20 protein-coding genes are annotated in these 20,488 nt (G+C 63.9%); 11 read left to right on the top strand and 9 right to left on the bottom strand.

Annotated features, from left to right (window positions below; genetic code table 11):
* Nucleotides 1-60 precede the first annotated feature (60 nt).
* From DIE13_RS07430 to DIE13_RS07420, 3 genes are all read right to left on the bottom strand, one after another.
* The gene (locus DIE13_RS07430; protein ID WP_124826529.1) at nucleotides 61-774 is read right to left on the bottom strand and encodes a riboflavin synthase subunit alpha; all 714 of its coding nucleotides are present in this window, start codon (nucleotides 772-774) and stop codon (nucleotides 61-63) included.
* A gap of 123 nt (nucleotides 775-897) precedes the next feature.
* Complete coding sequence (locus DIE13_RS07425; protein ID WP_124826528.1) at nucleotides 898-1,701, bottom strand: SDR family NAD(P)-dependent oxidoreductase; 804 nt, start codon at nucleotides 1,699-1,701, stop codon at nucleotides 898-900.
* A gap of 281 nt (nucleotides 1,702-1,982) precedes the next feature.
* Nucleotides 1,983-2,936 carry a GntR family transcriptional regulator gene (locus tag DIE13_RS07420; protein ID WP_244107968.1) on the bottom strand — a complete coding sequence of 318 codons (954 nt, stop codon included), beginning with the start codon at nucleotides 2,934-2,936 and terminating at the stop codon, nucleotides 1,983-1,985.
* A 49-nt stretch (nucleotides 2,937-2,985) separates the two neighbouring features.
* On the opposite strand from DIE13_RS07420, the gene DIE13_RS07415 reads away from it, so the two are divergent.
* The 9 genes from DIE13_RS07415 (at nucleotide 2,986) to DIE13_RS07375 (ending at nucleotide 11,154) form a co-directional block, all read left to right on the top strand.
* Nucleotides 2,986-4,482: a class I adenylate-forming enzyme family protein gene (locus DIE13_RS07415; protein ID WP_124826527.1), complete on the top strand. Its 1,497-nt coding sequence runs from the start codon at nucleotides 2,986-2,988 to the stop codon at nucleotides 4,480-4,482.
* The gene (locus DIE13_RS07410) at nucleotides 4,482-5,240 is read left to right on the top strand and encodes a citryl-CoA lyase (protein WP_124826526.1); all 759 of its coding nucleotides are present in this window, start codon (nucleotides 4,482-4,484) and stop codon (nucleotides 5,238-5,240) included. Before DIE13_RS07415 ends, DIE13_RS07410 begins: the two co-directional genes overlap by 1 nt.
* Before the next feature lie 64 nt (nucleotides 5,241-5,304).
* On the top strand, nucleotides 5,305-6,264 hold the full coding sequence (locus DIE13_RS07405) for a VOC family protein (RefSeq protein WP_124826525.1): 960 nt from the start codon (nucleotides 5,305-5,307) through the stop codon (nucleotides 6,262-6,264).
* Nucleotides 6,265-6,326: 62 nt separating this feature from the next.
* Entirely contained in the window at nucleotides 6,327-6,962 is a 636-nt protein-coding gene (locus DIE13_RS07400; RefSeq protein WP_124826524.1) for an alpha/beta hydrolase, read from the top strand.
* Nucleotides 6,963-7,004: 42 nt separating this feature from the next.
* Nucleotides 7,005-8,063 carry a maleylacetate reductase gene (locus DIE13_RS07395; protein WP_124826523.1) on the top strand — a complete coding sequence of 353 codons (1,059 nt, stop codon included), beginning with the start codon at nucleotides 7,005-7,007 and terminating at the stop codon, nucleotides 8,061-8,063.
* Nucleotides 8,064-8,101: 38 nt separating this feature from the next.
* The gene (locus DIE13_RS07390) at nucleotides 8,102-8,812 is read left to right on the top strand and encodes an NIPSNAP family protein (RefSeq protein WP_124826522.1); all 711 of its coding nucleotides are present in this window, start codon (nucleotides 8,102-8,104) and stop codon (nucleotides 8,810-8,812) included.
* 248 nt (nucleotides 8,813-9,060) lie between these two features.
* Nucleotides 9,061-9,510 (top strand): nuclear transport factor 2 family protein, encoded by a 450-nt coding sequence (locus DIE13_RS07385; protein ID WP_124826521.1) that lies wholly within the window; start codon nucleotides 9,061-9,063, stop codon nucleotides 9,508-9,510.
* 148 nt (nucleotides 9,511-9,658) lie between these two features.
* On the top strand, nucleotides 9,659-10,750 hold the full coding sequence (locus DIE13_RS07380) for a porin (RefSeq protein ID WP_390680040.1): 1,092 nt from the start codon (nucleotides 9,659-9,661) through the stop codon (nucleotides 10,748-10,750).
* Nucleotides 10,751-10,800: 50 nt separating this feature from the next.
* The gene (locus DIE13_RS07375) at nucleotides 10,801-11,154 is read left to right on the top strand and encodes a BON domain-containing protein (RefSeq protein ID WP_124826520.1); all 354 of its coding nucleotides are present in this window, start codon (nucleotides 10,801-10,803) and stop codon (nucleotides 11,152-11,154) included.
* A gap of 94 nt (nucleotides 11,155-11,248) precedes the next feature.
* On the opposite strand, the gene DIE13_RS07370 is transcribed toward DIE13_RS07375, so the two are convergent.
* The 3 genes from DIE13_RS07370 to DIE13_RS07360 form a co-directional block, all read right to left on the bottom strand.
* Nucleotides 11,249-11,929 (bottom strand): hydrolase, encoded by a 681-nt coding sequence (locus DIE13_RS07370; protein ID WP_124826519.1) that lies wholly within the window; start codon nucleotides 11,927-11,929, stop codon nucleotides 11,249-11,251.
* 95 nt (nucleotides 11,930-12,024) lie between these two features.
* Entirely contained in the window at nucleotides 12,025-12,678 is a 654-nt protein-coding gene (locus DIE13_RS07365; protein WP_124826518.1) for a cytochrome d ubiquinol oxidase subunit II, read from the bottom strand.
* A 242-nt stretch (nucleotides 12,679-12,920) separates the two neighbouring features.
* On the bottom strand, nucleotides 12,921-13,883 hold the full coding sequence (locus tag DIE13_RS07360; protein ID WP_124826517.1) for a LysR family transcriptional regulator: 963 nt from the start codon (nucleotides 13,881-13,883) through the stop codon (nucleotides 12,921-12,923).
* Nucleotides 13,884-14,113: 230 nt separating this feature from the next.
* Between DIE13_RS07360 and DIE13_RS07355 the strand changes: the two genes are divergently transcribed.
* Complete coding sequence (locus DIE13_RS07355) at nucleotides 14,114-15,016, top strand: LysR family transcriptional regulator (protein WP_124826516.1); 903 nt, start codon at nucleotides 14,114-14,116, stop codon at nucleotides 15,014-15,016.
* 328 nt (nucleotides 15,017-15,344) lie between these two features.
* Here the strand turns inward: DIE13_RS07355 and DIE13_RS07350 are convergent, their stop codons facing one another.
* Complete coding sequence (locus DIE13_RS07350; protein ID WP_124826515.1) at nucleotides 15,345-17,207, bottom strand: ABC transporter ATP-binding protein; 1,863 nt, start codon at nucleotides 17,205-17,207, stop codon at nucleotides 15,345-15,347.
* A gap of 508 nt (nucleotides 17,208-17,715) precedes the next feature.
* Here DIE13_RS07350 and DIE13_RS07340 point away from each other — a divergent pair.
* Entirely contained in the window at nucleotides 17,716-18,597 is an 882-nt protein-coding gene (locus DIE13_RS07340) for a Dyp-type peroxidase (RefSeq protein WP_124826514.1), read from the top strand.
* Nucleotides 18,598-18,728: 131 nt separating this feature from the next.
* Here the strand turns inward: DIE13_RS07340 and DIE13_RS07335 are convergent, their stop codons facing one another.
* On the bottom strand, nucleotides 18,729-19,130 hold the full coding sequence (locus DIE13_RS07335) for an OsmC family protein (RefSeq protein WP_124826513.1): 402 nt from the start codon (nucleotides 19,128-19,130) through the stop codon (nucleotides 18,729-18,731).
* Nucleotides 19,131-19,243: 113 nt separating this feature from the next.
* Nucleotides 19,244-20,185, bottom strand: a complete 942-nt coding sequence (locus DIE13_RS07330; RefSeq protein ID WP_124826512.1) for a LysR family transcriptional regulator — start codon at nucleotides 20,183-20,185, stop codon at nucleotides 19,244-19,246.
* Between the last annotated feature and the right edge of the window lie 303 nt (nucleotides 20,186-20,488).

The following is a 20,488-nucleotide window of genomic DNA, read 5'->3' as shown; positions in this document are numbered from 1 at the left end:
GGGGGCAGAACGCGGGCCGATACCCGGTGATCCGGGGATCACCGGGTAAGGCGCCGTTCATTACTGCTTAGGCAGCCGCGCGACGTTGCGCGCGAGCAGTTCCTCGATGTCGATGCCTTTTTCCGCCAGCAACGTTGTGACGACGCCGGTCAATTCGCCCAGCGTTTCCTTGACCGATTCGCGGATCGTATCGACGACCACCTGCGTGCTGCGCTCGATCTCGATGTTGACCTTGTCGCTGACGCCCTTCGCATCGAAGGTCGTCGCGCGGCGCGTTTCCGGAATCAGCCACACGTCGAACCAGCCTTCGTCGCGGTTGACGTCCGACACGGTGAGGCTGCAGCCGTTGATCGCGATATAGCCCTTCGCGAACACATAGCGTTTGAAATCGGCCGGCACGGCGATCCGGATCATCCGGTTGTGCTCGGACGACGCGATGTCCGCGATGGTCCCCATGAAGTCGACGTGGCCGGACAGCGGATGCCCGCCGATTTCCGCGCCATCCTTGGCGGCCCGCTCCACGTTGACGCGCGCGCCGGTCGTGAGGTCGGCCAGCGTGGTGATGCGCAGGCTCGGCAGCATCACGTCGAAGTCGATCAGGGCCGGGGAATGGATCGTCGTCACGGTCAAGCAGACGCCGTCGACCGACACGCTCGCGCCGATCTCGATGTCGGTGGTGAAGCCCTCGGGGAACGCGATGCTGAACGTTCGCAGCTCGCCGTGATCCTTGATGGTCTCGATGACGCCAATACCCTGAACAATGCCTGTAAACATGATCTGCCTTTCGTCGCAAATTGCCTGGCCGGTATGATAAGTGATCCGGGGCGATGGCGCCGGGCCCGGGTGCACCGGCCCGGTGGGTTGCAAATATCGTCGACGATCCGGCGTATCGATTGCTCACCGCGCGTTTACCGTGAGGCCACCGTCGACGGCGATGCGTGCACCGTTGATATAGCGGGCATGATCGGAGGACAGATAGGCAACCATGCTGCCGATTTCTTCCACGTGCGCCCAGCGTCCTGACAGGATGCCCTTCCCGATGCAGAATTCGCGCAACCAGTCGCTGACCGGCTTCCCTGCCTTGATGGCCATCGACTGCGCCCATTCCTCTCGCCATTCAGTGCCGACCAGTCCGGGCACCACCGCATTGACGTTGATCCTGTGGCTCGCGAGATCGGCCGCGAGATAGCCGGTCATATGAATGAGTGCGGCATTGTTCATCCCATACGTCAGCGCAGGGTTCCAGGTCATCGTTCCCGATGCTCCCGTGATGTTGATGATTCGTCCGGTGCCATCGTCTGGAACGAGCGGCAGAAACTCCCGGATCACCCGCAATGCGCCGAGGTTCTTGATCTCGATCTGGCTGAGCCAGTCGCTGTCGTCCCACAGAATTTCGCGATCGCTGCGCTGAATCGCGGCCCCTGCGTTGTTGACCACGATATGGACGTTCGTGTAGTGCGCGCGGGCTCGTGAGCTGGCATGCCGAACCTCGTCCGCGTTCCTGACGTCGGTGCTGACGGGCAGCGTCTGCACGCCAAATTCGTCCGCGATGTCGCGGGCAGTGCGCTCGAGTTCATCCGCTCCTCGAGCCAGCATCACCAGGTTTACGCCCTCGGCGGCCAGCGCTCGTGCAATGCCCTTGCCTACGCCCTTGCTTGCTCCGGATACGAGTGCCGTACGTCCGCTGAGATTGAGGTCCATCGTCGTTTCCTTTCATGGTTGCGATTCGTGATCGGTTGCGTGGCAGGCATGCGCGTTATCGAGAATCCGACATGAAAATTCGCAGTACATATTATTGGAAGAGAATATGGTGCGAACGAGCCGAAACGCGGAAAAGGGTATCGCGCAGCAGCCGGCGGATTTAAAACGCTACGTTAAGCGAAACGTTGCAAGCGCGGTAGACACGATTGGTCGAACAGAGCGTTTTTGTCGAACGAACGCGACGCGTTCGCTCGACACGGCACGCCGCCGGAGATCGAGTATCAGTTCGATGTATGCGTCAGCTGAAACGTCATCGAATAACTGAAGCGGCTTGCTGGATGAATGCCCGACGTGACCTCGATCACCGTGTCCTGAGCGTAATAGGTTCTCACGATGCGCAGCCCGGCCGATTGGTCCGGCACCCGCAATGCGACTGCCTGGTCGCCGACGAGCAGCAGCCCCTGGATCTGCTGTTCGACGCGAGTCGCCTTGATGCCGAACTGTTGCTCGAGCATCGTGTGTATCGGTGTGTCGAGCGTTTCTGCCACGCCCTTCAGGCGACTGTAGCGCTCCGCGACATACAGGTCGACGAGCGCGATCGGCTCGGCTGTACCCGATACATCGTGGCGAATGCCGGCGATATGCAGCCATTTGGTCCCCGGTGCGCAGTGCAGGAGGGCGGACTCGGCATCGCTCACGGGACGGACGCTTCGCGATACGACATCGAGTCGCGTGCCTTGCGCGTAGCGGGCGAGATCCGATAACGAATCCATCGACTGCACGTAGCGCGTGTGCGGATGACTCGCGATCACGCGCGTGCCGATCCCTGCCTGGCGGCTGATCAGGCCAAGCTCGCACAGCTTCAGAATGGCTTGACGCACGGCATAGCGGCTGAGATTCCATTGGGCGCAAAGCTCGGCTTCCGTCGGCAGCATGTCGCCGACTCGGTATCGGCCGCTGCCGATGTCGTGCATCAACGTGCGTGCAAGGTCGACATGACGAGGCTGGGGGGATTCGAGCGAGACGGTATCGGACGCTTGGACGGGGGCGTTCATCGGGGGCAACGCATGATTGGGCGGCTTCCAGTATAGCGGGCGGCTCGGTCGCTTTGTTCGAATGTTCGTCCCGACACGTCTCATGAAGCGCGCCGCTTCCCTTGTTGCGGGGACGTATCGCATGGTCCTCGGGTATATCCGAATGTTCGAACATTTGAACAATTCATAAAGTTCAGCCACGTACTGATGGCACTCGCCTCGAGTGCGCCCTGAACCCGGAGTCCGTCCCATGTATCCAATCGACTATTTGTGGCGTGCCGTGCAGCGGCATCCCGACCGTCTCGCGGTGATCAGCTCGGCGGGCGATCTGACGTTTTCCGCGCTCGCGGAAATCGTGCTCGATCGCGCCGCCGCGCTCGATCGCATCGATCCGCAGCCGCGCAGCCGTGTTTGTGTGGGGGCCGCGAATTCGGTCGACCATTTGGTGGCAATTCTCGCGATTCTCGCGGCCGGCAAGATCTGGGTGCCGCTCAATCCGCGCAATGGCGATCCCGAGTTGCACCGCATCGTCGATTTCGTCAAGCCGTCCCTGGTACTCGCCGATACGGCGATGCTGGAGCGTCTCGAGCCGATCGCTGCGCCGTTGCAGCCGCTCGAGGCGCTGGCCCGTCAGACCGGAAATCGCGATGCGCTCGCGATGGGCCCTCGCTCGCGCGCCGGGATTCCGCTGGACGACGCGCAGGCCATCAAGTTTACCGGCGGGACGACAGGTTTCCCGAAAGGGGTGATCCAGCCGCTGCGTGCGTGGACGACGAGCATCGCGACTCAGATTCATGAACTCGGGTTGCAGCCGAATGACCGGTATCTCGTCGCGGCTCCGATCACGCACGGCACTTCTACATACATGCTGCCGATCCTCGGCTCGGGCGGTGCGCTGGTCTTTCCCGACCATGCGAAACCGGGTGCGTTGCTCGATAACGCGAGCGCGCACGACGTGACGGTCTTCTTTGCACCGCCGACGCTGATCCAGGCGCTCGCCGACGAACAGCGCCGCATGCCGCGCGCGCTCGGTTCGTTGCGCTATCTGGTCTACGGGGGCGCTCCGATGCGGCCCGAGCAGATTCGCGATGCGCAGGCCGTGTTCGGTCCGGTCGTTTGTACATCGTTCGGGCAGACTGAAGCACCGCAAATCATCACGTTCCTGCCGCCGACCGACATGACGGGCGAGAACCTGGCGTCGGTCGGACGACCGACGCTGCTGACGCGGGTGGCGGTCGTCGGCAAGGATGGGGCGCCGCTACCGCCGGGCGAGGAGGGCGAGATCGCCGTGCGCGGCGGCCTTGTCATGAGCGGATACCTGAATGCGGAAGAAGAAACGCGCAAGACCCTGATCGACGGCTGGCTGCGTACCGGCGATGCGGGCGTGTTCGACGAGCGCGGCTATCTTTTTCTGCGCGACCGCATGCGCGACGTCATCATCACTGGCGGATTCAATGTTTATCCGGGAGACGTCGAAGTGGTCCTGTCGGGGCACCCGGCCGTCGCGGACTGCTCGGTGGTCGGCGTTCCGGACGATAAGTGGGGCGAAGCGGTACATGCCGCGGTGCAACTGCGCCCGGGCGCAAGCGTACGCACGGACGAACTGATCGCCTTCGTCAAGCGCGAGCTGGGTTCGGTCAAGACGCCGAAGGTCGTTCATTTTTTCGATGCATTGCCGCGTAGCGCGGTCGGCAAGGTGCTCAAGCCGGCTGTTCGGGATGCGATCCTGGGAACAAGGGGGCAGTGATGGCGGGCAAGGCCGATGTGCCGGATAGCCGGCTCTGTCACTACACCGCGGATGCGGTGTACTACGGCGACAGTAATCTCGTCCACGACCTGATCGGCAACGCAGGTTTTATCGATGTATTCATGCAGCAGACCTTCGGTATCGCGCTCGGGCAGAACCAGCGACGTGTCGTCGATGCGATTCTCGTGACGCTGATGGAGCATGGCATGACCCCCAGTGCGATTGCGACGCGGATGGTTTACTCGAGTTCGCCCGAGAATCTTCAGGCGGGCGTAGCCGCAGGCCTGCTTGCGGTGGCCAGCCGTTTCGTCGGCACGATGGAGCCGGCCGCGGAGTTGCTCGCGAGGATTGTCGCGGCACAGCCGGACGCGCCGCGCGAAGCCGCGGATGTGGCGCGTGAATACCGTGCACGGCACGAGCCCGTTCCGGGATTTGGTCACCATCTGCACCGGCCGGACGATCCGCGTGCCATCGCATTGCTGGCGCTCGCGCGCGACGCCGGTACGTATGGCGCACATTGCGAAGCGCTCGACATGCTGGCTGCGGAAGTCGATGCCGCTGCCGGCAAGCACATCACGATCAATGCGACCGGCGCGATTGCGGCACTGCTTGGCGATCTCGGTATTCCCCCGTCGTTGATGCGCGGCTTCGCCGTGCTCGGTCGCGCGGCCGGATTGATCGCGCATATCGCGGAAGAGCAGAAGCGTCCGTCGGGGCGCTTCATCTGGCAACTCGTCGACGACGCGATGACCGGTTAGTACGTCGGCCGGTTCCTGTCCGCCGTGAATTCGTATCGCATTCGATTCCATGAAGGAGACAAACATGACCCAGATCAACCAGGCGATCATGCGCCACCATCACATCACGCTGTGCGTCGGCACCGCGCAACAGGACTACGACTTTCATACGAAGGTGCTGTCGCTGAAAAGCGTGAAGAAGACGCTCATCTACGACGGCATGGCGCCGTTTTACCACCTTTACTACGGAAATGATCTCGGAGAGGAAAGCACGCTGATTACCTGCTTTCCGGTGGCGCATTTCGGCCGCAAGGGTCAGCGCGGTGCGGGGCAGATCGGCGGCCTGTCGCTGTCGGTTCCTGAGTCGGCGATTCCGTTCTGGGAACGACGGCTCGCCGCGCACGGATTCGAGGTCCGCCGTTCGGAACGTTTCGGCGAGCAGGTCCTGTCGTTTTCCCATCCGTGCGGCATCCCGTACGAGCTGATCGGCATTGCCGACGACGCGCGCAAGCCCTATTCGAACGGCGACGTGCCGGCCGAGCTGGCTATTCGCGGTCTGCATACGATCGGCGTGAACGTGCGCGACATGGAGGCTTCGCAGGAATTCATGCAGCAGGGCTGGTCGGCGCACGAGGTCGAGAAGGATGGCAAGTTCGCTCGCTATGCGTTCGGCGACGGCGGCTCCGGCAAGTTTGTCGATTACGTGCTGGAACCGGACATGCCGCAGGCGAGCTGGACGTACGGCGAGGGGATCGTGCATCACTGCGCGTTCCAGGTTGCCGACCGCTTGGTACAGGATCGGGTCAAGGCGAATCTCGAAGGCCTTGGCTTTACCGATACGTCGGAGCGCAAGGACCGCGGTTACTTCGAATCGATCTACGTTCGCACCCCGAGCGGCGCGATGTTCGAGGCGACCGTTTCGAAGCCGGATGCGTTCCTCGTCGACGAACCGTACGAGAAGATGGGGCAGACGGTGCAGCTTGCGCCGCAGTTCGAAAGTCAGCGCGCAGTGATCCTTGAGTCGCTGGAAGCCCTCAATTACTGAAATGAGAAGCAGGCCGGGTGGCTACGTGCCACCCGCTGCGATTGTCTGGAAGTGTCGATCTCATGACGAATGCACATCTCGAACAGCCGGTGATCGATTATGGCGAGCCGATCGATCGTGCCCGTGCCGCGGTAATTCTCGTGCATGGGCGTGGTCAGTCGGCGGACTGGATGCACGATCACGTCGTGCGCCGTTTCGGTCGGCCGGACCTTGCATGGCGGGCGCCCATGGCAGACGGTGCATCGTGGTATCCAGAGCGTTTTCTGGTTCCTGTCGAATTGAACGAGCCCCGTCTTTCCGACGCGCTCGCGTGCCTGGACGCGCTGTCGGAGCGGCTGCGGTTGCAGGGTATCCCGTATGCATCGCAGGTGCTGATGGGGTTTTCGCAAGGTGCCTGCCTGTGCAGCGAGTTCGTGTGGCGCAGCCGGCGGCGGTACCGTGCGTTGATTTCCTTTACCGGTGCGCTGATCGGGCCGTCGGAACTGCCGCGCGCTCCGGCTGCGCACGATTTTTCAGGGATGCCGGTACTGTTTTCGACCTGGGAGCACGACCCTCATGTCCCGGTGGAATACGTCCGCCGGTCGGCGGCCCTGTTCGAAGCGGCCGGCGCGGCCGTAACACTGCACGTTGATCCGGCGACCGAGCACGGAATACGTGATGCGGAAATCGAATATGCGAGATGCACGCTCGGTACATGACCCGGTCGCGCGGCGGACACCCCTTTGAGCAGGAATCACATCATGCAGTCGTTCAACCATGAAAGCCACGGCGGTCGGGTCGTGTTCGGCAGCGGCAGCCTGGAAACCCTTCCCGGGATTCTCGACTCGCTGGGTGTCGCTCGGGCCATCCTGATTACGACGCCCGAACAGGCGGAGTTGGGGCGTCGAATCGACCATCTGCTCGGAAAGCGCAGTGCGGGCGTGTTGGCCAAGGCAGTCATGCATGTCCCTGTCGAGGTGGCGCGAGAGGCGGTCCGGGTGATGCGGGAGTCCGGCGCGGATGCGTGCATCGCGGCGGGCGGCGGGTCGACGACTGGCCTTGCGAAGGCCATTGCGCTGGAAGCCGATCTGCCGATCATCGCGTTGCCGACAACCTACGCCGGCTCCGAGATGACACCACTCTACGGGCTGACCGAAGCGGGTGTGAAGAAAACCGGCAAGGACTGGCGCGTGCTGCCGCGGTGCGTTGTATATGACCCGCGGTTGACGCTCACGCTACCGGTGAAGCTGAGCGTCACGAGTGGCATGAACGCCATCGCGCACGCCGTCGAGGGACTGTATGCGCGCGATGGCAGCCCGGTATATAGCCTGATGGCCGAAGAGGGGATACGTGCGCTCGCGAGTGCGCTCCCGCGTCTGTACGTGTCGCCTTCCGACGTCGACGCGCGCGGCGATGCGCTTTACGGCGCATGGCTCTGCGGAACCGTGCTCGGCAATGTGCAAATGGGCGTTCATCACAAGATATGCCATACGCTGGGCGGAACGTTCAATCTTCCTCATGCCGACGTCCATACCGTCATCCTGCCGTATGCGCTGCGCTATAACGCGGCTCACGTTGAGCATGCGCTCGGGCGTGTAGGGCGGGCGATCGGTGCCACGGACGCGATCGCCGGGCTGCGTGACCTGATCGACTCGCTCGATGCACCTCGTTCATTGCGCGAGATCGGGATGCCGCGCGACGGCATCGACTGTGCGGCGGACCTGATTGTCGACAAGGCCTATCCGAATCCTCGCCCGATCGAGCGACACGCGGTTCGCGAACTGCTGGAACGCGCTTACGAAGGCGCCGATCCCCTGTAACACGATAGCGGCGTCGTCGCCGCGAAGTGGAGAAACCGATGCTGATCGAGCGCCGTACCTACACGCTGCAGCCAGGCATGCTGAATGACTTCTGGGAGGCGCAGCAGTTGCGCGCCGACGGGCTGGGCCCGATCCTGCAGCGCCTGATCGGCGCGTTCGCTGCTGTATCCGGTATGTCCGAGTCGGTCGTTTGCCTTTATCGCTACGACGACTTCGCGGACTGGCAAGCGCGGTTGGGCGGCCTGCCCGGCAATACGCGTCTGGCCGCCTATTTCGCGCGAGTCCGGCCGATGATCCTGCGCCAGGAAAACGAATTTCTCGTGCCGGCCAGCCTCGATCGGGCGACGCCGATGTGGGGTAACGGCAACGACTGGTTGCCGGCACATGGGGCGCCGATACCGGTGTCCGCGCTACGCGCGGTGGTCGCGGAGACGACCTTGACGTTCCGCGCAGGCGGCGTGCCGCGGTTCTGGCAGGCTTTCGCGCAACGGGGGCTGGCCGACGACGCATCGTTTGCCGATGGCTTGCTGGGCGCGTTCAATGTGATGGTCGGCCCGCTGAACCGGGTGCGTGTCTATATGCACCCGACGAGCGTGGACGACTGGGTCGCCCGGCAGACGGTGCAGTCCTGGCCCGGCACATGGAAGTCGCTGCTGAACGAACTTTCTCCGGTGTTGCTGGACGTCGCCCATGCTTTGCTCCGGCCGTCGCCAGTGGCCGACATGTCGCCGCTGTTCATCGAACAGTAACCGATCGTGGCAGTGCAGGCATGCGCTCCGCAGGGACGCCCCCGTTTTTCCTGATGGCGATGTTCCTGCCGAGGCCGGGCGCTCACGACGAAACCGCCGGCCCGATCTTTCGATGCGTAGCCGCCCCGGCATGAAATAAGCACGGAGCATTCCGGACGTGGAAATTTCAATGGAGTGTCATTTTAAAATCGATAAGGAATGCAAATGTATTTACCTGGGCATGAAGTTTTTGGTTAAAGGAGACGAAGATGGAAATCAAGACGATGAACGATGAGCAACGGAAGGCGATCGCGCTCGAGTACTTCAGGCGGCTGGACCGGGGCGGCAACCTGCTGGAACTGTTCGATGACCACGCGCAAATGTATTTCCCGAAGTGGGGTGTTGCACGCGGCAAGGAGGAAATCGGTCAGTTGTTTGGGGATCTCATGACGATTCTTGCCGGCGTCTCGCACGAGACTTCCTGCCTGAACGTCATTCAACACGGAGATCTCGTGTGCGTCGAGGGGCTGTCGAGCGGCAGCTTGAAAACCGGGGCGGCCTGGCAGGCGGGTGCCACACACGCGGGGCGCTGGTGCGATGTGTTCGAGATTCGCGATTTCAGGATCCAGCGGTGTCACGTCTATCTGGATCCGGATTATGCGGGCGGCGATACGGAGCGCTACCCGTGGCTCGGGACGAAACCGATCCGCCGCTACTGAGCTGGCGCTCGCGATGCCGGATCGCGCTATCGAACCGTCCAGGTCGATCTTGACGGTACGCAGATAGGTACCGGTCTTGTCGATCGATCCGGCATGTGATTATAAAAATCAGGATAACAAACCATTGTCGCTTGATTGGCGGCAAGGTATGGAGATGAAGATGTCAGCGAGAAAGCATGTTTCGCTGGGGCTTGCCGGCTGTCTGATGGCGACTGCCGCATGCGCGCCTGCGTACGCTCAAGGCAGTGTCACCCTATTCGGTGTGGTTGACGTGGCGATGCTCTATACGAACAAGACGCGTAACCCCGTCACCGGTCTCAACGATGGAAGCCAGGTGTCGATGATCGACGGCGGTCGCTACTATTCGCAGTTCGGCCTGCAGGGAGTCGAAGATCTCGGAGGTGGATTGAAGGCGAAGTTTCGTCTGCAGAGCGGTATCAGTGCGACGGACGGCAGCTTGTTCCACTGCAATGGAAACCTGTTCGGTTGCGAATCGTGGATTGCGTTGTCGGGCGCTGCCGGCGAGTTGAAAATGGGGTTGCAATTTTCCCCGTTCTTTCAGGCAATTTACGATTCGGATCCTCGCGATCTCTCGCTGTTCGGCAGCGAAGCAACCATTTACGTCGGTACCGTGCTGGGAACCAGCATTTTCAATCCCAACGCAGTGACGTATACGAGCCCCACCTTTTCCGGTTTGACCGTCAGCACCATGTTCGCGTTTGGCGGAAAGCCGGGTGATTTTGGCTCCGGCAAGCAATATGCAGCGCGCATCCGATACCAGCACGGCGGACTGACGGTCAATGCCGCGCTTTACAGCGGCAATGCAGGCGGCGCGCAGAGCACGCCGGTGCCGACCAATGTCGAGTTCGATGGCCGCATGATCGGTGTCGGCTATCAATTCGGCTCGCTCACCGCAAAGGCATCGTTCGTCAACTTCAAGGTTGCCGGCTCGTTCGACAGTAATGTGTTCGGCGGCGGCATCAACTGGTTCGCATCGCCGACGCTGGGTATCAACGCAGGGGTATGGCTGACGAGCGATCGCAACCGTACGACCAATCATTCCGTCATGGCGGCTGTGGGCGCCGACTATTTCCTGTCGAAGAGCACGACCCTCTACGCGCAATGCGGGTTGGTCAACAATCACGGGGCAATGAATACCGGCCTGTCGATGATCGGGGCACTGTATGGCACCGCGGGCACGACGTTCGGCGGGACGGTCGGCATCCGGAAATTTTTCTAATCATCTCGATCGTGGCCCGATACCGGGCCGCGAAATCAGGAACATCAGACATGAAGACCAGTCACGCCCTGTTGTCGCTCTACGTGGCGACCGCGCTGTCCGTTGCGGTGAACGTCCAGGCTCAGTCGGAGCCGGCCGGTTCCGGTAGTGCGCCGCCGGCGGTCACGTCCAGCAAGAAGGAAATCCGGGCCGCCAATCGCCGGCTTCAGAAGGCCGTCGTTCGCGCGCTGGGGAGCGCCAAGGGGCTGAATGCGGCCAACATCGGCGTCATTGCGCGCGACGGTGCGATCGTCTTGCGCGGCTCGGTGACGGATAGCGCGCAGTCTCAAATCGCAACCGCGGTAGCGAGCTCGGTGAGCGGCGTCGCCGCAGTCAGGAACGACCTGTTGATTCGGCCGGAGTGAGCATCGGGCGGGGCCGCTGCATTCGGGGCGGCCCGTGAATCGGGAAGGATGGGTGTAGCCGGTCCGCGCGCGCGGACCGGCACGGCCGACCGGGTTATGCCCGTTCGGAATCGAGCTGCTCGTTATGCTTCACCACCTCCTGGGCTTTCAGGTAGCTCTCGATGAGCAGGCGGTACGGGGGGAAAATCATCCCGTAGACTTCGGCCCATTGTTGTGCGTCGGGGCGATGCCAGGTCTGCTGTAGTTCGGAAGCGACCGCAGCCGTGTCGATCGGCACCACACCGGCCTGAACCACCCGGGCAAGCGTGATTTCCTGCGCCATTTTCGAGTAGGTACCCGATGCGTCGACCACGGCAAAGACCTTATAGCCTTCGTGGGCCGCGGAGATGGCCGGGAACGCCATGCAGACGCTGGTGATGGTGCCCGCGATGATCAGCGTCTTGCGGCCGGTCGCTTTGACCGCATCGACGAAGTCGGGATTGTCCCACGCGTTGATCTGCCCTTTGCGCGCGACGTAGGTGGCATGCGGCGCACTTTCGTGGATTTCCGGGATCAACGGGCCGTTCGGGCCCTGCGGAACCGACGCCGTGGTGATCACCGGCATTTTGCAAAGCGTGGCGATCCTGGCCAGCGCAATCGCGTGATTGCGCAGGACCGTCATTTCCATGTCCTTCACGGTCTGGAACAGGCCGCTCTGATGGTCGATCAACAACATCGCCGTATCGTTCGGGTCGATGACGGGGCGCTGACCGTTGAAGTTGGCAGGTGCGCTCATGGCAATACTCCTGGTAAGGCGGGTCCGGTGCGCCGTTTCCGGACGGACAGCGGATGGACCCGGGGTTGGCGCGGTTGCGCGAATGGCTGTCATGCTTACGGGCACTGCAGTCGAAAGATCAAGGCGAAAAGCAGGTGGAGCAGGCAGCCGGTCAATGCGAACACCAGCAGCGATGCGACATACAGGCGGCACGCGAACGTGGTCCGTTGCCGCGTGCCCGTTCCAGGCGCGCTCGGGGCGCACGGCGGCGTAGCCCATGCGGCACATCGTCGTGATGCGGTGCCGAGGCTCGCATACGCCGCGATGGCGGCCAGGGCCGTCCGCACATTGAAACCCGTGAAAACGTCCAGTGTGCTGCCGGAAAATCGGCCCCCTGCCACCGCGATATCGCCGGACAGCAGCGCACCCCCAACCAGGCCCTGGGCAAACGCGGCGAGTATCGATCCGATATTGAACGCGCCGTCCCAGAAGCGTGGAAACGGCGTATGAACCCGGAACTCGATCGCAACACCGCGAGAGGCGAGCGACACCAGCATCACCATGAACGGCAGATAGAAGGCCGGTGCGGGGATCGAATAGGCCAGGGGAAACGCGCCGAACAGGACGATGGCGGCCAGAATCAGCCACGTTTCGTTGCCGTCCCAGACGGGGTCGATACTGTCGACCAGCGCGTCGTGCTCGGGGCCGTGCCTCGAGGACAGCAGCAGGATGCCGACACCCAGATCGAATCCGTCCAGCATGACGTACATCGCGACCGCAAAGAATCAGTGCCACCTCTGTTGTGGCGATGGCCGCCGCGAATGCGAGCGTGCCGATCGCCTTCGCCGGGAACGAGAGGATTTTCTTGACGGACATGGTCGGGTTGAGGATTCCGGTTGGGACGACATCATCTAATCGATATGGATAACTGATCGACTGGAAATTCAGGGGAGGAGTATTCGTTGCGACTCTCTCGTTCGATATCGTCCCGAGTCAGCCGAGGCGGCGGGTGTCAGAGCGCATCTTCGGCGAGCGCATCGGTGTGTCGGTCGTCGCCGTCGTTGCCGGGCCACTTCGGGTCGAGCAGCGTGATACGAACATGCTCGATGAACAGTTTGAGTTTGTGATTCGCGAACGGGTTGCGCGGGTATACGGCATATATGGTCTCGTCCTGGGGCGTTGCCGCTGCGAGCAAGCGCACGAGCCGGCCGTCGCGCAGGTCTGCGTCCGCGATGTAGCGTGGCAGCATCGCGATGCCGATGCCTTGTATCGCCGCGTCGCGCAGTGTTTCGCCGTTGTTGGACAGAAAGGTGCTTGCCGGGCTGATCGATCGTGGTTTGCCGAGACCCGACGGCGTGACGAAGGACCACGTGGCGGACGGCGTCGCGTTGCTGTAGTTCAGGCACTTGTGCCCAAGCAACTGGTCGATTGATCGCGGTTCGCCGTGCGCCGCGAGATAGCCCGGGCTGCATACGACAACACGCTCGCAGGCGGCGAGACGGCGTGCGACGAGCATGCTGTCGGGAAGCCGTGCGGAACGGATCGCCACATCGAACCGCTCCGCGCCGATGTTGACGATACGATCGTCGGTCTCGAGCGTGACGCGCAATTGCGGATGAGTTGCGGCGAATTGTGCGATCGCCGCCCCGAGCCAGAGCCGTGTCAGGCTTATCGGCGCGGTAATGCGCAATTCCCCGCACAGCCCTTGCGATTGCTCTGCGATCGCTTCCGCGGCATCGATGAGTCGGCGTATCGAATCCGATGCGGTACGGTAGAACGTCAGGCCTGATTCGGTCGGCGTGACATTACGGGTGGAGCGCGTCAACAACTGGACGCCGAGCGTGCGCTCCAGGTCGCTGATGCGTTTGCTGACGACGGATTTCGACAACCCGAGCCGACGCGCGGACTCGGATATGCTCTGCCGCTCGACGGCGAGCAGGAAAGCTTGGATATCGTCATGGTTCAGCGATTTCATGAGGCGATCAGGGTGGTCGTCGGACGTGGAACACAAGCAGTCTTCCATCGCGATTCGGCGTGGCTCGGGTGCTGCCGGACACGGGCGACGTCGGGGGAGCGCTATCCGGGCGATTCAGCCGGCTGATTGCGTGGTGAGCGCATGACCGAAGCGTAGAGGAACCTGTTTTGCGTCGGTAGACTGCGCGAGTTATCCTCAGCGTCTCATTTATGGAACGATCGAGCGCGCCGATGCAGGACCTCAACGATCTCTATTTCTTCGCACAGGTGGTTGACCACAAGGGTTTCGCGCCGGCCAGCCGCGTGCTCGGCGTGCCGAAATCCACCTTGAGCCGACGGATCGCGACGCTCGAACGGCATCTCGGCGTGCGACTCGTGCAGCGATCCACTCGCCAGTTCTCGGTCACGGAAATTGGCCAGCATTACTACAACCACTGCAAGGCGATGCTGGTCGAGGCGGAGGCGGCACAGGATGTGATCGAGCAGATGCGGGCGGAGCCGCAGGGCGTGGTTCGACTGACCAGTCCGGTCGCGATGCTGCATGCCCGAATCGGCGCGATGCTGGGGGAGTTCATGGCGCGCAACCCGCGCGTCACCGTGCATCTCGAGGCGACCAACCGCGTCGTCGACGTGGTCGGCGAAGGGATCGACATTGCCATTCGCGTTCGCCCGCCGCCGTTGAAGGACAGCGATCTCGTTATGCGTGTGCTCGGCGAACGCACCTGGTGCCTCGTCGCGAGTCCAGCTCTCGTGCGGCAGCATGCAATTGCGGCGCCTGCCGAGCTGACCGAATGGCCGAGTCTCGATTTCGGGCCACCGCAACCGCAACATGTCTGGCATCTCGAGGGCCTGGGCGATGCCCGGGCGACGGTGCGCCACACGCCACGATTCGTGACCGACGACATGATTGCGTTGCGTCAGGCCGCGGTGGCGGGAGCGGGCATTGTCCAGTTGCCGACGATGATGGTGAGCGACGAACTGCGCCGTGGCGAACTGATCCGGATATTGCCCGACTGGCTACCGAAAAGCGGGATCGTCCACGCGGTATTCCCGTCCCGCCGAGGGCTGCTTCCCTCGGTGCGTGCACTGCTGGATTTTCTGGTCGACGAGTTTGCGCGTATCGAAGAATCCTGACGGGTTGCCGGAATGTCAGTGCCGCAGACTTCGGCAGCGGGCCTCGTTAGCTTAAGCCGGTCGCGAGGACGTGTGTAGTACGTGCCTTTCGAACAGTGCGTTCGTGTTCGTGGAGCGGGCCGGAAGGGACGTGGGCGGTCCGATGTCCGTGGGCCGGGCGACAGGCAGGCGGGGCGACGCGGATGGATACGTCGTTCGTCTGGCCCGGAGGGGAGCGATAGCGACGAATCAAAAAAGAGGCCGTGCATCAGCACGGCCTCGATCCGAACCCGATCGCCGGCGTGGCCCGGCGGATACAGACGTCGGGCCACGTCGTGACGGACGACCATCAAACCGCCGCCGGCTCCCCCAACGGCCCCGCGTCGTCATCCACCATGCGCTGCGGCGAATCGATCAGGCCCTTCGCCAGTTCCAGCGCCTGCCGTTCGAACAGCCGGCGATAGATCCCGCCGTCGATGCGGATCAGCTCGTCGTGACTGCCTTCCTCGATCACCTTGCCGCGATCGAGCACGAGCAGGCGGTCGAGCGAGCGCACCGTCGACAGCCGGTGCGCGACCACCAGCGTCGTGCGGCCGACCATCAGCCGCTCCATTGCCTGCTGGATCAGCACCTCGCTTTCGCTGTCGAGGCTCGATGTCGCTTCGTCGAGGATCAGGATCGGCGCATCGGCGAGGAACGCGCGCGCGATCGCGACCCGTTGGCGTTCGCCGCCCGACAGCTTGATCCCGCGTTCGCCGACGAGCGTGTCGTAGCCATCCGGCAGCGCGACGATGAAGTCGTGCGCGCTGGCCAGGCGCGCGGCGCGCTCGATGTCGGCGCGGCTCGCGCCGGGGCGTGCATACGCGATGTTCTCCGCGAGCGTGCGGTGGAACAGCACGGGCTCCTGCTGGACGATCGCGATCTGGCTGCGCAGCGAATCCTGCCGTACCTGCGCGATGTCCTGGCCGTCGATCGTGATGCGCCCGCCCGACACGTCGTACAGACGCTGGATCAGCTTGATGAACGTCGTCTTGCCCGACCCGGAATGGCCGACGAGGCCCACGCGCTCGCCGGGCGCGATGCGCATCGAGAAATCGTCGTACAGCGCAACCGGATGGTTGCCGTAGCGGAACGTCACGTGTTCGAAGCGGATCTCGCCCTGGCCGATCCGGATCGCCGGTGCGTCGGGACGATCGTCGATGCCGAGCGGCTGATGCTCGAGCGCGACGAGTTCTTCCATGTCGTTGACCGAGCGCTGCAGGTTGCGGATGTGCATGCCGACGTCGCGCAGATAGCCCTGGAGCATGAAGAACATGGTCAGCGAGAACGCGATATCGCCGACGCTCGCTTCGTCGTTCGCCCACAGCCGCAACGCGACACCGATCATCGCGGCCTGCATCGCGACGAGCATCGCACCCTGCAACCCGCCGTTGAACGTGCCGCGCACCCACGTGCGGCGCGTGCGCTGACGCCATTTTCCGATCACGCGTGCGAGCCGCGCTTCCTCGCGCGTTTCCGCGCCGAACGCCTTGACGACGGCGTTGCAGCTCACTGCGTCGGCAAGCGCGCCGCCCATGCGCGTGTCCCACAGGTTGCCGAGCCGCGCGGCCGGCGCGACGATGCCGAGCGACACGGCGACCGTCACCGAGATGTACAGCAGCGAACCCGCGCCGACGACGAGCCCCATCACCGGCCAGTGCGTGCCGAGCAGCACGGTCGCGCCGACGAGCATCGTCACCGACGGCAGCAGCGCGATCAGCACGGTGTCGTTGAGCAGGTCGAGTGCCCAGATCCCGCGCGTGATCTTGCGCACGGTCGAACCCGCGAAGCTGTTCGCGTGCCAGTCGGTCGAGAAGCGCTGCACGCGATGGAACGACGCGGCCGCGATCTCGCTCATCATCTTCAGCGTGAGCGTGATGATGTTCAGGTAGACGCCCTGCCGCAGCAGCGTCGCGCCGATGCCGAGCGCGGCGAGCGTGATGAAGGCGACGATGGCCGAATGCCACGCGGCGGCGCGGTCGGTCAGGCCGGTCGACAGCGCATCGACGAGGCGGCCCGCGAACAGCGGCGTGAGCACGTCGGCGAGCGCGCCGAGCAGCGCGAGTGCCGCGATCGTCGCGGTGCGCACCGGCTGTTTGCGCCAGTAGCGGAAAGTGAAGCCGAAAACGGCCTGGAACGCCTGGCCGCCCAGACGAGTGGTTTTTCTGGTCATGTGTCGTTGCCCGGCGCATCGCGCGACGGGACTTTCCGGTTCGGAGAACGTCGAAAACGCAACAGCCGGCCGCACGAGCGACGCGGACAAAACGAAACGGGCTGTCGGGAAAAAAGCGCGGGCTGGCGGGTTAGCGAAGCATCCGGGAGCCGGCGCGGACGACGGGCTGGATCAGCCGCGCCGTGGGACCACGTTCGGGAAGGTTGCTGGCATTCGGGACATCTGCACCTCCCTGAAGTGAACGGTTGAAAGGACGCCGAAAAGACGTGAAGGGATTTTATCAGCAGTGCCGGACTCGCTGCAACGTCTGACGAATGCGGCGTTGCTGCGTCGATACGGTTAGTATTCGGGGTTCCGGCCCTTCTTCGTGGCGCGCGCCGCGGCGCGGTGGCGCACGGGGCGGCCGCCCGCATCGATTACACTTTCGCGTTGCGCGGCGCGCGGCCACCTGCCACGCGCCGGCCGGTACGGCCCCGCAGATTCACCCCGATACATTCCTGAGGAAACGATGAGCGACGTTCAGCAAGGCATCCTGGCTCCGATCGACACGGCGGCCCGATACCTGACTTTCACGATTTCGGACAACGACAACGTGGCAGCGGCGCTCGCGGCGCTGCGCGCACTCGTCGACGGGCGCGACGCGGTCGTCGGCTTCGGACATTCGCTGGCCGCGCACATCGGACGCCCGGTTCCCGGTCTCACCGAATACCCCGCGTTCGCGGTGAACGACCGCACGCTGCCGATCACGCCGGCCGACGTGTGGGTGTGGCTGCGCGGCGACGATCGCGGCGACCTCGTGCTGCGCGCACGCGCGATCGAGCGCGCGCTTGCGCCGGCATTCGCGCTGCAGGACGCCGTCGATGGGTTCCGCTATTCGAACGACCGCGACCTGTCCGGTTACGAGGACGGCACGGAGAACCCGGAAGGCGACGACGCGGTGGCCGCGGCGATCGTCACGGGGCAGGGCGCCGGGCTCGACGGCTCGAGCTTCGTCGCGGTCCAGCAATGGCTGCACGACTTCGATCAGATGGAACGTATTGCGTCCGGCGACATGGACCACATCATCGGCCGCCGCCGCTCGGACAACGAGGAACTCGACGACGCACCCGAGTTCGCGCACGTGAAGCGCACCGCGCAGGAAAGCTTCGAGCCGGAGGCGTTCATGCTGCGCCGCTCGTCGCCGTGGTCCGATGCGCGTCGCGCAGGCCTCTACTTCGTCGCGTTCGGCTGTTCGTTCCGCGCGTTCGACGTGCAGATGCGCCGGATGAGCGGCGCGGACGACGGTATCGTCGACGGTCTGTTCCGCTTCACGCGGCCGCTGACGGGTGCGTATTTCTGGTGCCCGCCGGTGAAGGACGGCAAGCTGGATCTGTCCGCGCTCGGACTGTAAGCGCCGGACGACATTCGCGAACGGGCGGGCCGCGCATCGCGCACGGCCCGCCCGTTTTGCATGTCAGGTATCGGTCGCGTGCGGGGCAGGCTGCTTCGCGCGCCGCATGCCGGTGCTGCGTACGACGATCGTCAATTCAACGTCGTTTCGATGCGCGTGCCACGCTTGATGAACTGCGTAACCGGCGTCTTCTCGCAGATTTCCGCGAGACGCTGGCGTTGCGCGTCGTCGAGGGGGCCGTCGAGCGTCACGACGCGGCGCACGTACTGCAGCCCTTCGCGATCGGCATGCAACTCGGTGCGCACGTCGATGCGCACGTCCGGCCACGCCTTGCGCTGCATGTACATGCGCAGCGTCGCGGCCGTGCACTGCGCAAGGCCGGCGAGCACGAACTCGTACGGCGCCGGGCCGAGATCCTGCCCGCCTTCGCGCGGCGCTTCGTCGCCGGTCAGCGCGTGCGTGCCGGCCTGGAGCTGGACGACGTAGTTCGGCGCGTCGGCGGCGAGGGTGGCGGCAGCGTGGATGAGCGACATGGCAAGTCTCCGGTGAGCGGGAACGAGTGGGCCGCGACGGCGTGCGGCGTAGAGCCGCCAGCATACCGGTTCGGCCGGAATCGCGGGCGCCGGGGCGGGCTCGCAAGCCTGCGCTATTGGCGTGAAGCGCGATCCTGGGCCACGACGCCCGCGCTGCGCCGCACCAGCGCCGCGACACGTTCCCGCACCCACCGGTGCGCGCGATCGGTTTCGCGCGATTCGTGCCAGTAGGCGAGCAGCGGAAATGGCTTGAGCCGAAGCGGCAACGGCTGCACGGCGATCGGCAGCATCGAGGTCATGCGCAGCGCATACGTGCGCGGCAGCGTGAGCAGCAGGTCTCCCGACGCGGCGATCTGGCATGCGGCGAAATAGTGCTGGCAGACCAGCTGGATGTGACGGAAGCGCCCGTCGTTGCCGAGCAGCACGTCGAGCGACTGCGGTTCGCCGAGCGACGACACCGCGATATGCCGCGCGGCGAAATAGTCGCCGCGCCGAAGCGTGCCGCTCATCAGCGGATGATCGTGGCGCATCGCGACGACGAGCGAATCGTCGAGCAGGTGCTCGGTTGCGATGCGCGGGCCGGTTTGCACGCGGCGGTCGACGACGAGGTCGAGATTGCCCGATGCGAGTTCGCGTTCGATGTCGTGCACCGCGACGCGGCGACTCACGAACCGCAGGCCCGGCGCTTCGTCGGCGAACGCGGCGACGATCTGCGGCAGCGCGATCGACTCGAGCACGTCGCGAATGCCGACCGCGACGCTCAGGTCGAGGGTTGCCGGATCGAATGCCGACGGCGCGCGCGCGGTGCGTTGCAGGCCGGCCAGGTGAAGCTGTACGTCCGCGATGATCGCACGGGTGCGTTCGGTCGGCACGACGCGGTTGCCCTGGCGCACGAACAGCGGATCGCCGAAATGCGCGCGCAGCCGGTTGAGCGCGTGGGTGACGGCCGGCTGCGTCAGATGCAGCGCACGGGCGGCCGCACCGATGCCGCCGTGCACGTAGACGGCGTCGAGCACGCGAAACAGGTTCAGGTCGAGACGATGATCGGCGGGCACGGATGCAGGCGAGGAGGGTAGTGCGCCGATTCTAAAGGATGCGCGAACAACGGACTGGCATGTGTGCGTTCGCCCGAATCGGCATTGCCGGAAATGTCGTTTCGTATCCCGTTCGTTCGCGACGATCGATGCGATTCGATGCGCGTGGATGACGTTCGCTCCGATACACAGCATTGGCTGCGTCCGCTGCCCGCGCGCCGCATCGGGACGCAGACCTCGGCGCGGCCGTGCCGTCGGCCGGCGACAGCCTGTAGTAATCCGCCATCATGCTGTCCCTCTCGGCCATTTCGCGCCAAAGACATG

The organism is Burkholderia sp. Bp9016 (assembly GCF_003857765.1).
Classification (GTDB): domain Bacteria; phylum Pseudomonadota; class Gammaproteobacteria; order Burkholderiales; family Burkholderiaceae; genus Burkholderia.
This window is presented reverse-complemented; position numbering and strand designations above follow the sequence as displayed.

What these genes read in the sequence shown, in the direction of transcription:
- DIE13_RS07430 (WP_124826529.1), bottom strand. Translation starts at nt 774, where the DNA reads ATGTTTACAGGCATTGTTCAGGGTATTGGCGTCATCGAGACCATCAAG.
- DIE13_RS07425 (WP_124826528.1), bottom strand. Translation starts at nt 1,701, where the DNA reads ATGGACCTCAATCTCAGCGGACGTACGGCACTCGTATCCGGAGCAAGC.
- DIE13_RS07415 (WP_124826527.1), top strand. Translation starts at nt 2,986, where the DNA reads ATGTATCCAATCGACTATTTGTGGCGTGCCGTGCAGCGGCATCCCGAC.
- DIE13_RS07410 (WP_124826526.1), top strand. Translation starts at nt 4,482, where the DNA reads ATGGCGGGCAAGGCCGATGTGCCGGATAGCCGGCTCTGTCACTACACC.
- DIE13_RS07405 (WP_124826525.1), top strand. Translation starts at nt 5,305, where the DNA reads ATGACCCAGATCAACCAGGCGATCATGCGCCACCATCACATCACGCTG.
- DIE13_RS07400 (WP_124826524.1), top strand. Translation starts at nt 6,327, where the DNA reads ATGACGAATGCACATCTCGAACAGCCGGTGATCGATTATGGCGAGCCG.
- DIE13_RS07395 (WP_124826523.1), top strand. Translation starts at nt 7,005, where the DNA reads ATGCAGTCGTTCAACCATGAAAGCCACGGCGGTCGGGTCGTGTTCGGC.
- DIE13_RS07390 (WP_124826522.1), top strand. Translation starts at nt 8,102, where the DNA reads ATGCTGATCGAGCGCCGTACCTACACGCTGCAGCCAGGCATGCTGAAT.
- DIE13_RS07385 (WP_124826521.1), top strand. Translation starts at nt 9,061, where the DNA reads ATGGAAATCAAGACGATGAACGATGAGCAACGGAAGGCGATCGCGCTC.
- DIE13_RS07380 (WP_390680040.1), top strand. Translation starts at nt 9,659, where the DNA reads ATGGAGATGAAGATGTCAGCGAGAAAGCATGTTTCGCTGGGGCTTGCC.
- DIE13_RS07375 (WP_124826520.1), top strand. Translation starts at nt 10,801, where the DNA reads ATGAAGACCAGTCACGCCCTGTTGTCGCTCTACGTGGCGACCGCGCTG.
- DIE13_RS07370 (WP_124826519.1), bottom strand. Translation starts at nt 11,929, where the DNA reads ATGAGCGCACCTGCCAACTTCAACGGTCAGCGCCCCGTCATCGACCCG.
- DIE13_RS07365 (WP_124826518.1), bottom strand. Translation starts at nt 12,678, where the DNA reads ATGTACGTCATGCTGGACGGATTCGATCTGGGTGTCGGCATCCTGCTG.
- DIE13_RS07360 (WP_124826517.1), bottom strand. Translation starts at nt 13,883, where the DNA reads ATGAAATCGCTGAACCATGACGATATCCAAGCTTTCCTGCTCGCCGTC.
- DIE13_RS07355 (WP_124826516.1), top strand. Translation starts at nt 14,114, where the DNA reads ATGCAGGACCTCAACGATCTCTATTTCTTCGCACAGGTGGTTGACCAC.
- DIE13_RS07350 (WP_124826515.1), bottom strand. Translation starts at nt 17,207, where the DNA reads ATGACCAGAAAAACCACTCGTCTGGGCGGCCAGGCGTTCCAGGCCGTT.
- DIE13_RS07340 (WP_124826514.1), top strand. Translation starts at nt 17,716, where the DNA reads ATGAGCGACGTTCAGCAAGGCATCCTGGCTCCGATCGACACGGCGGCC.
- DIE13_RS07335 (WP_124826513.1), bottom strand. Translation starts at nt 19,130, where the DNA reads ATGTCGCTCATCCACGCTGCCGCCACCCTCGCCGCCGACGCGCCGAAC.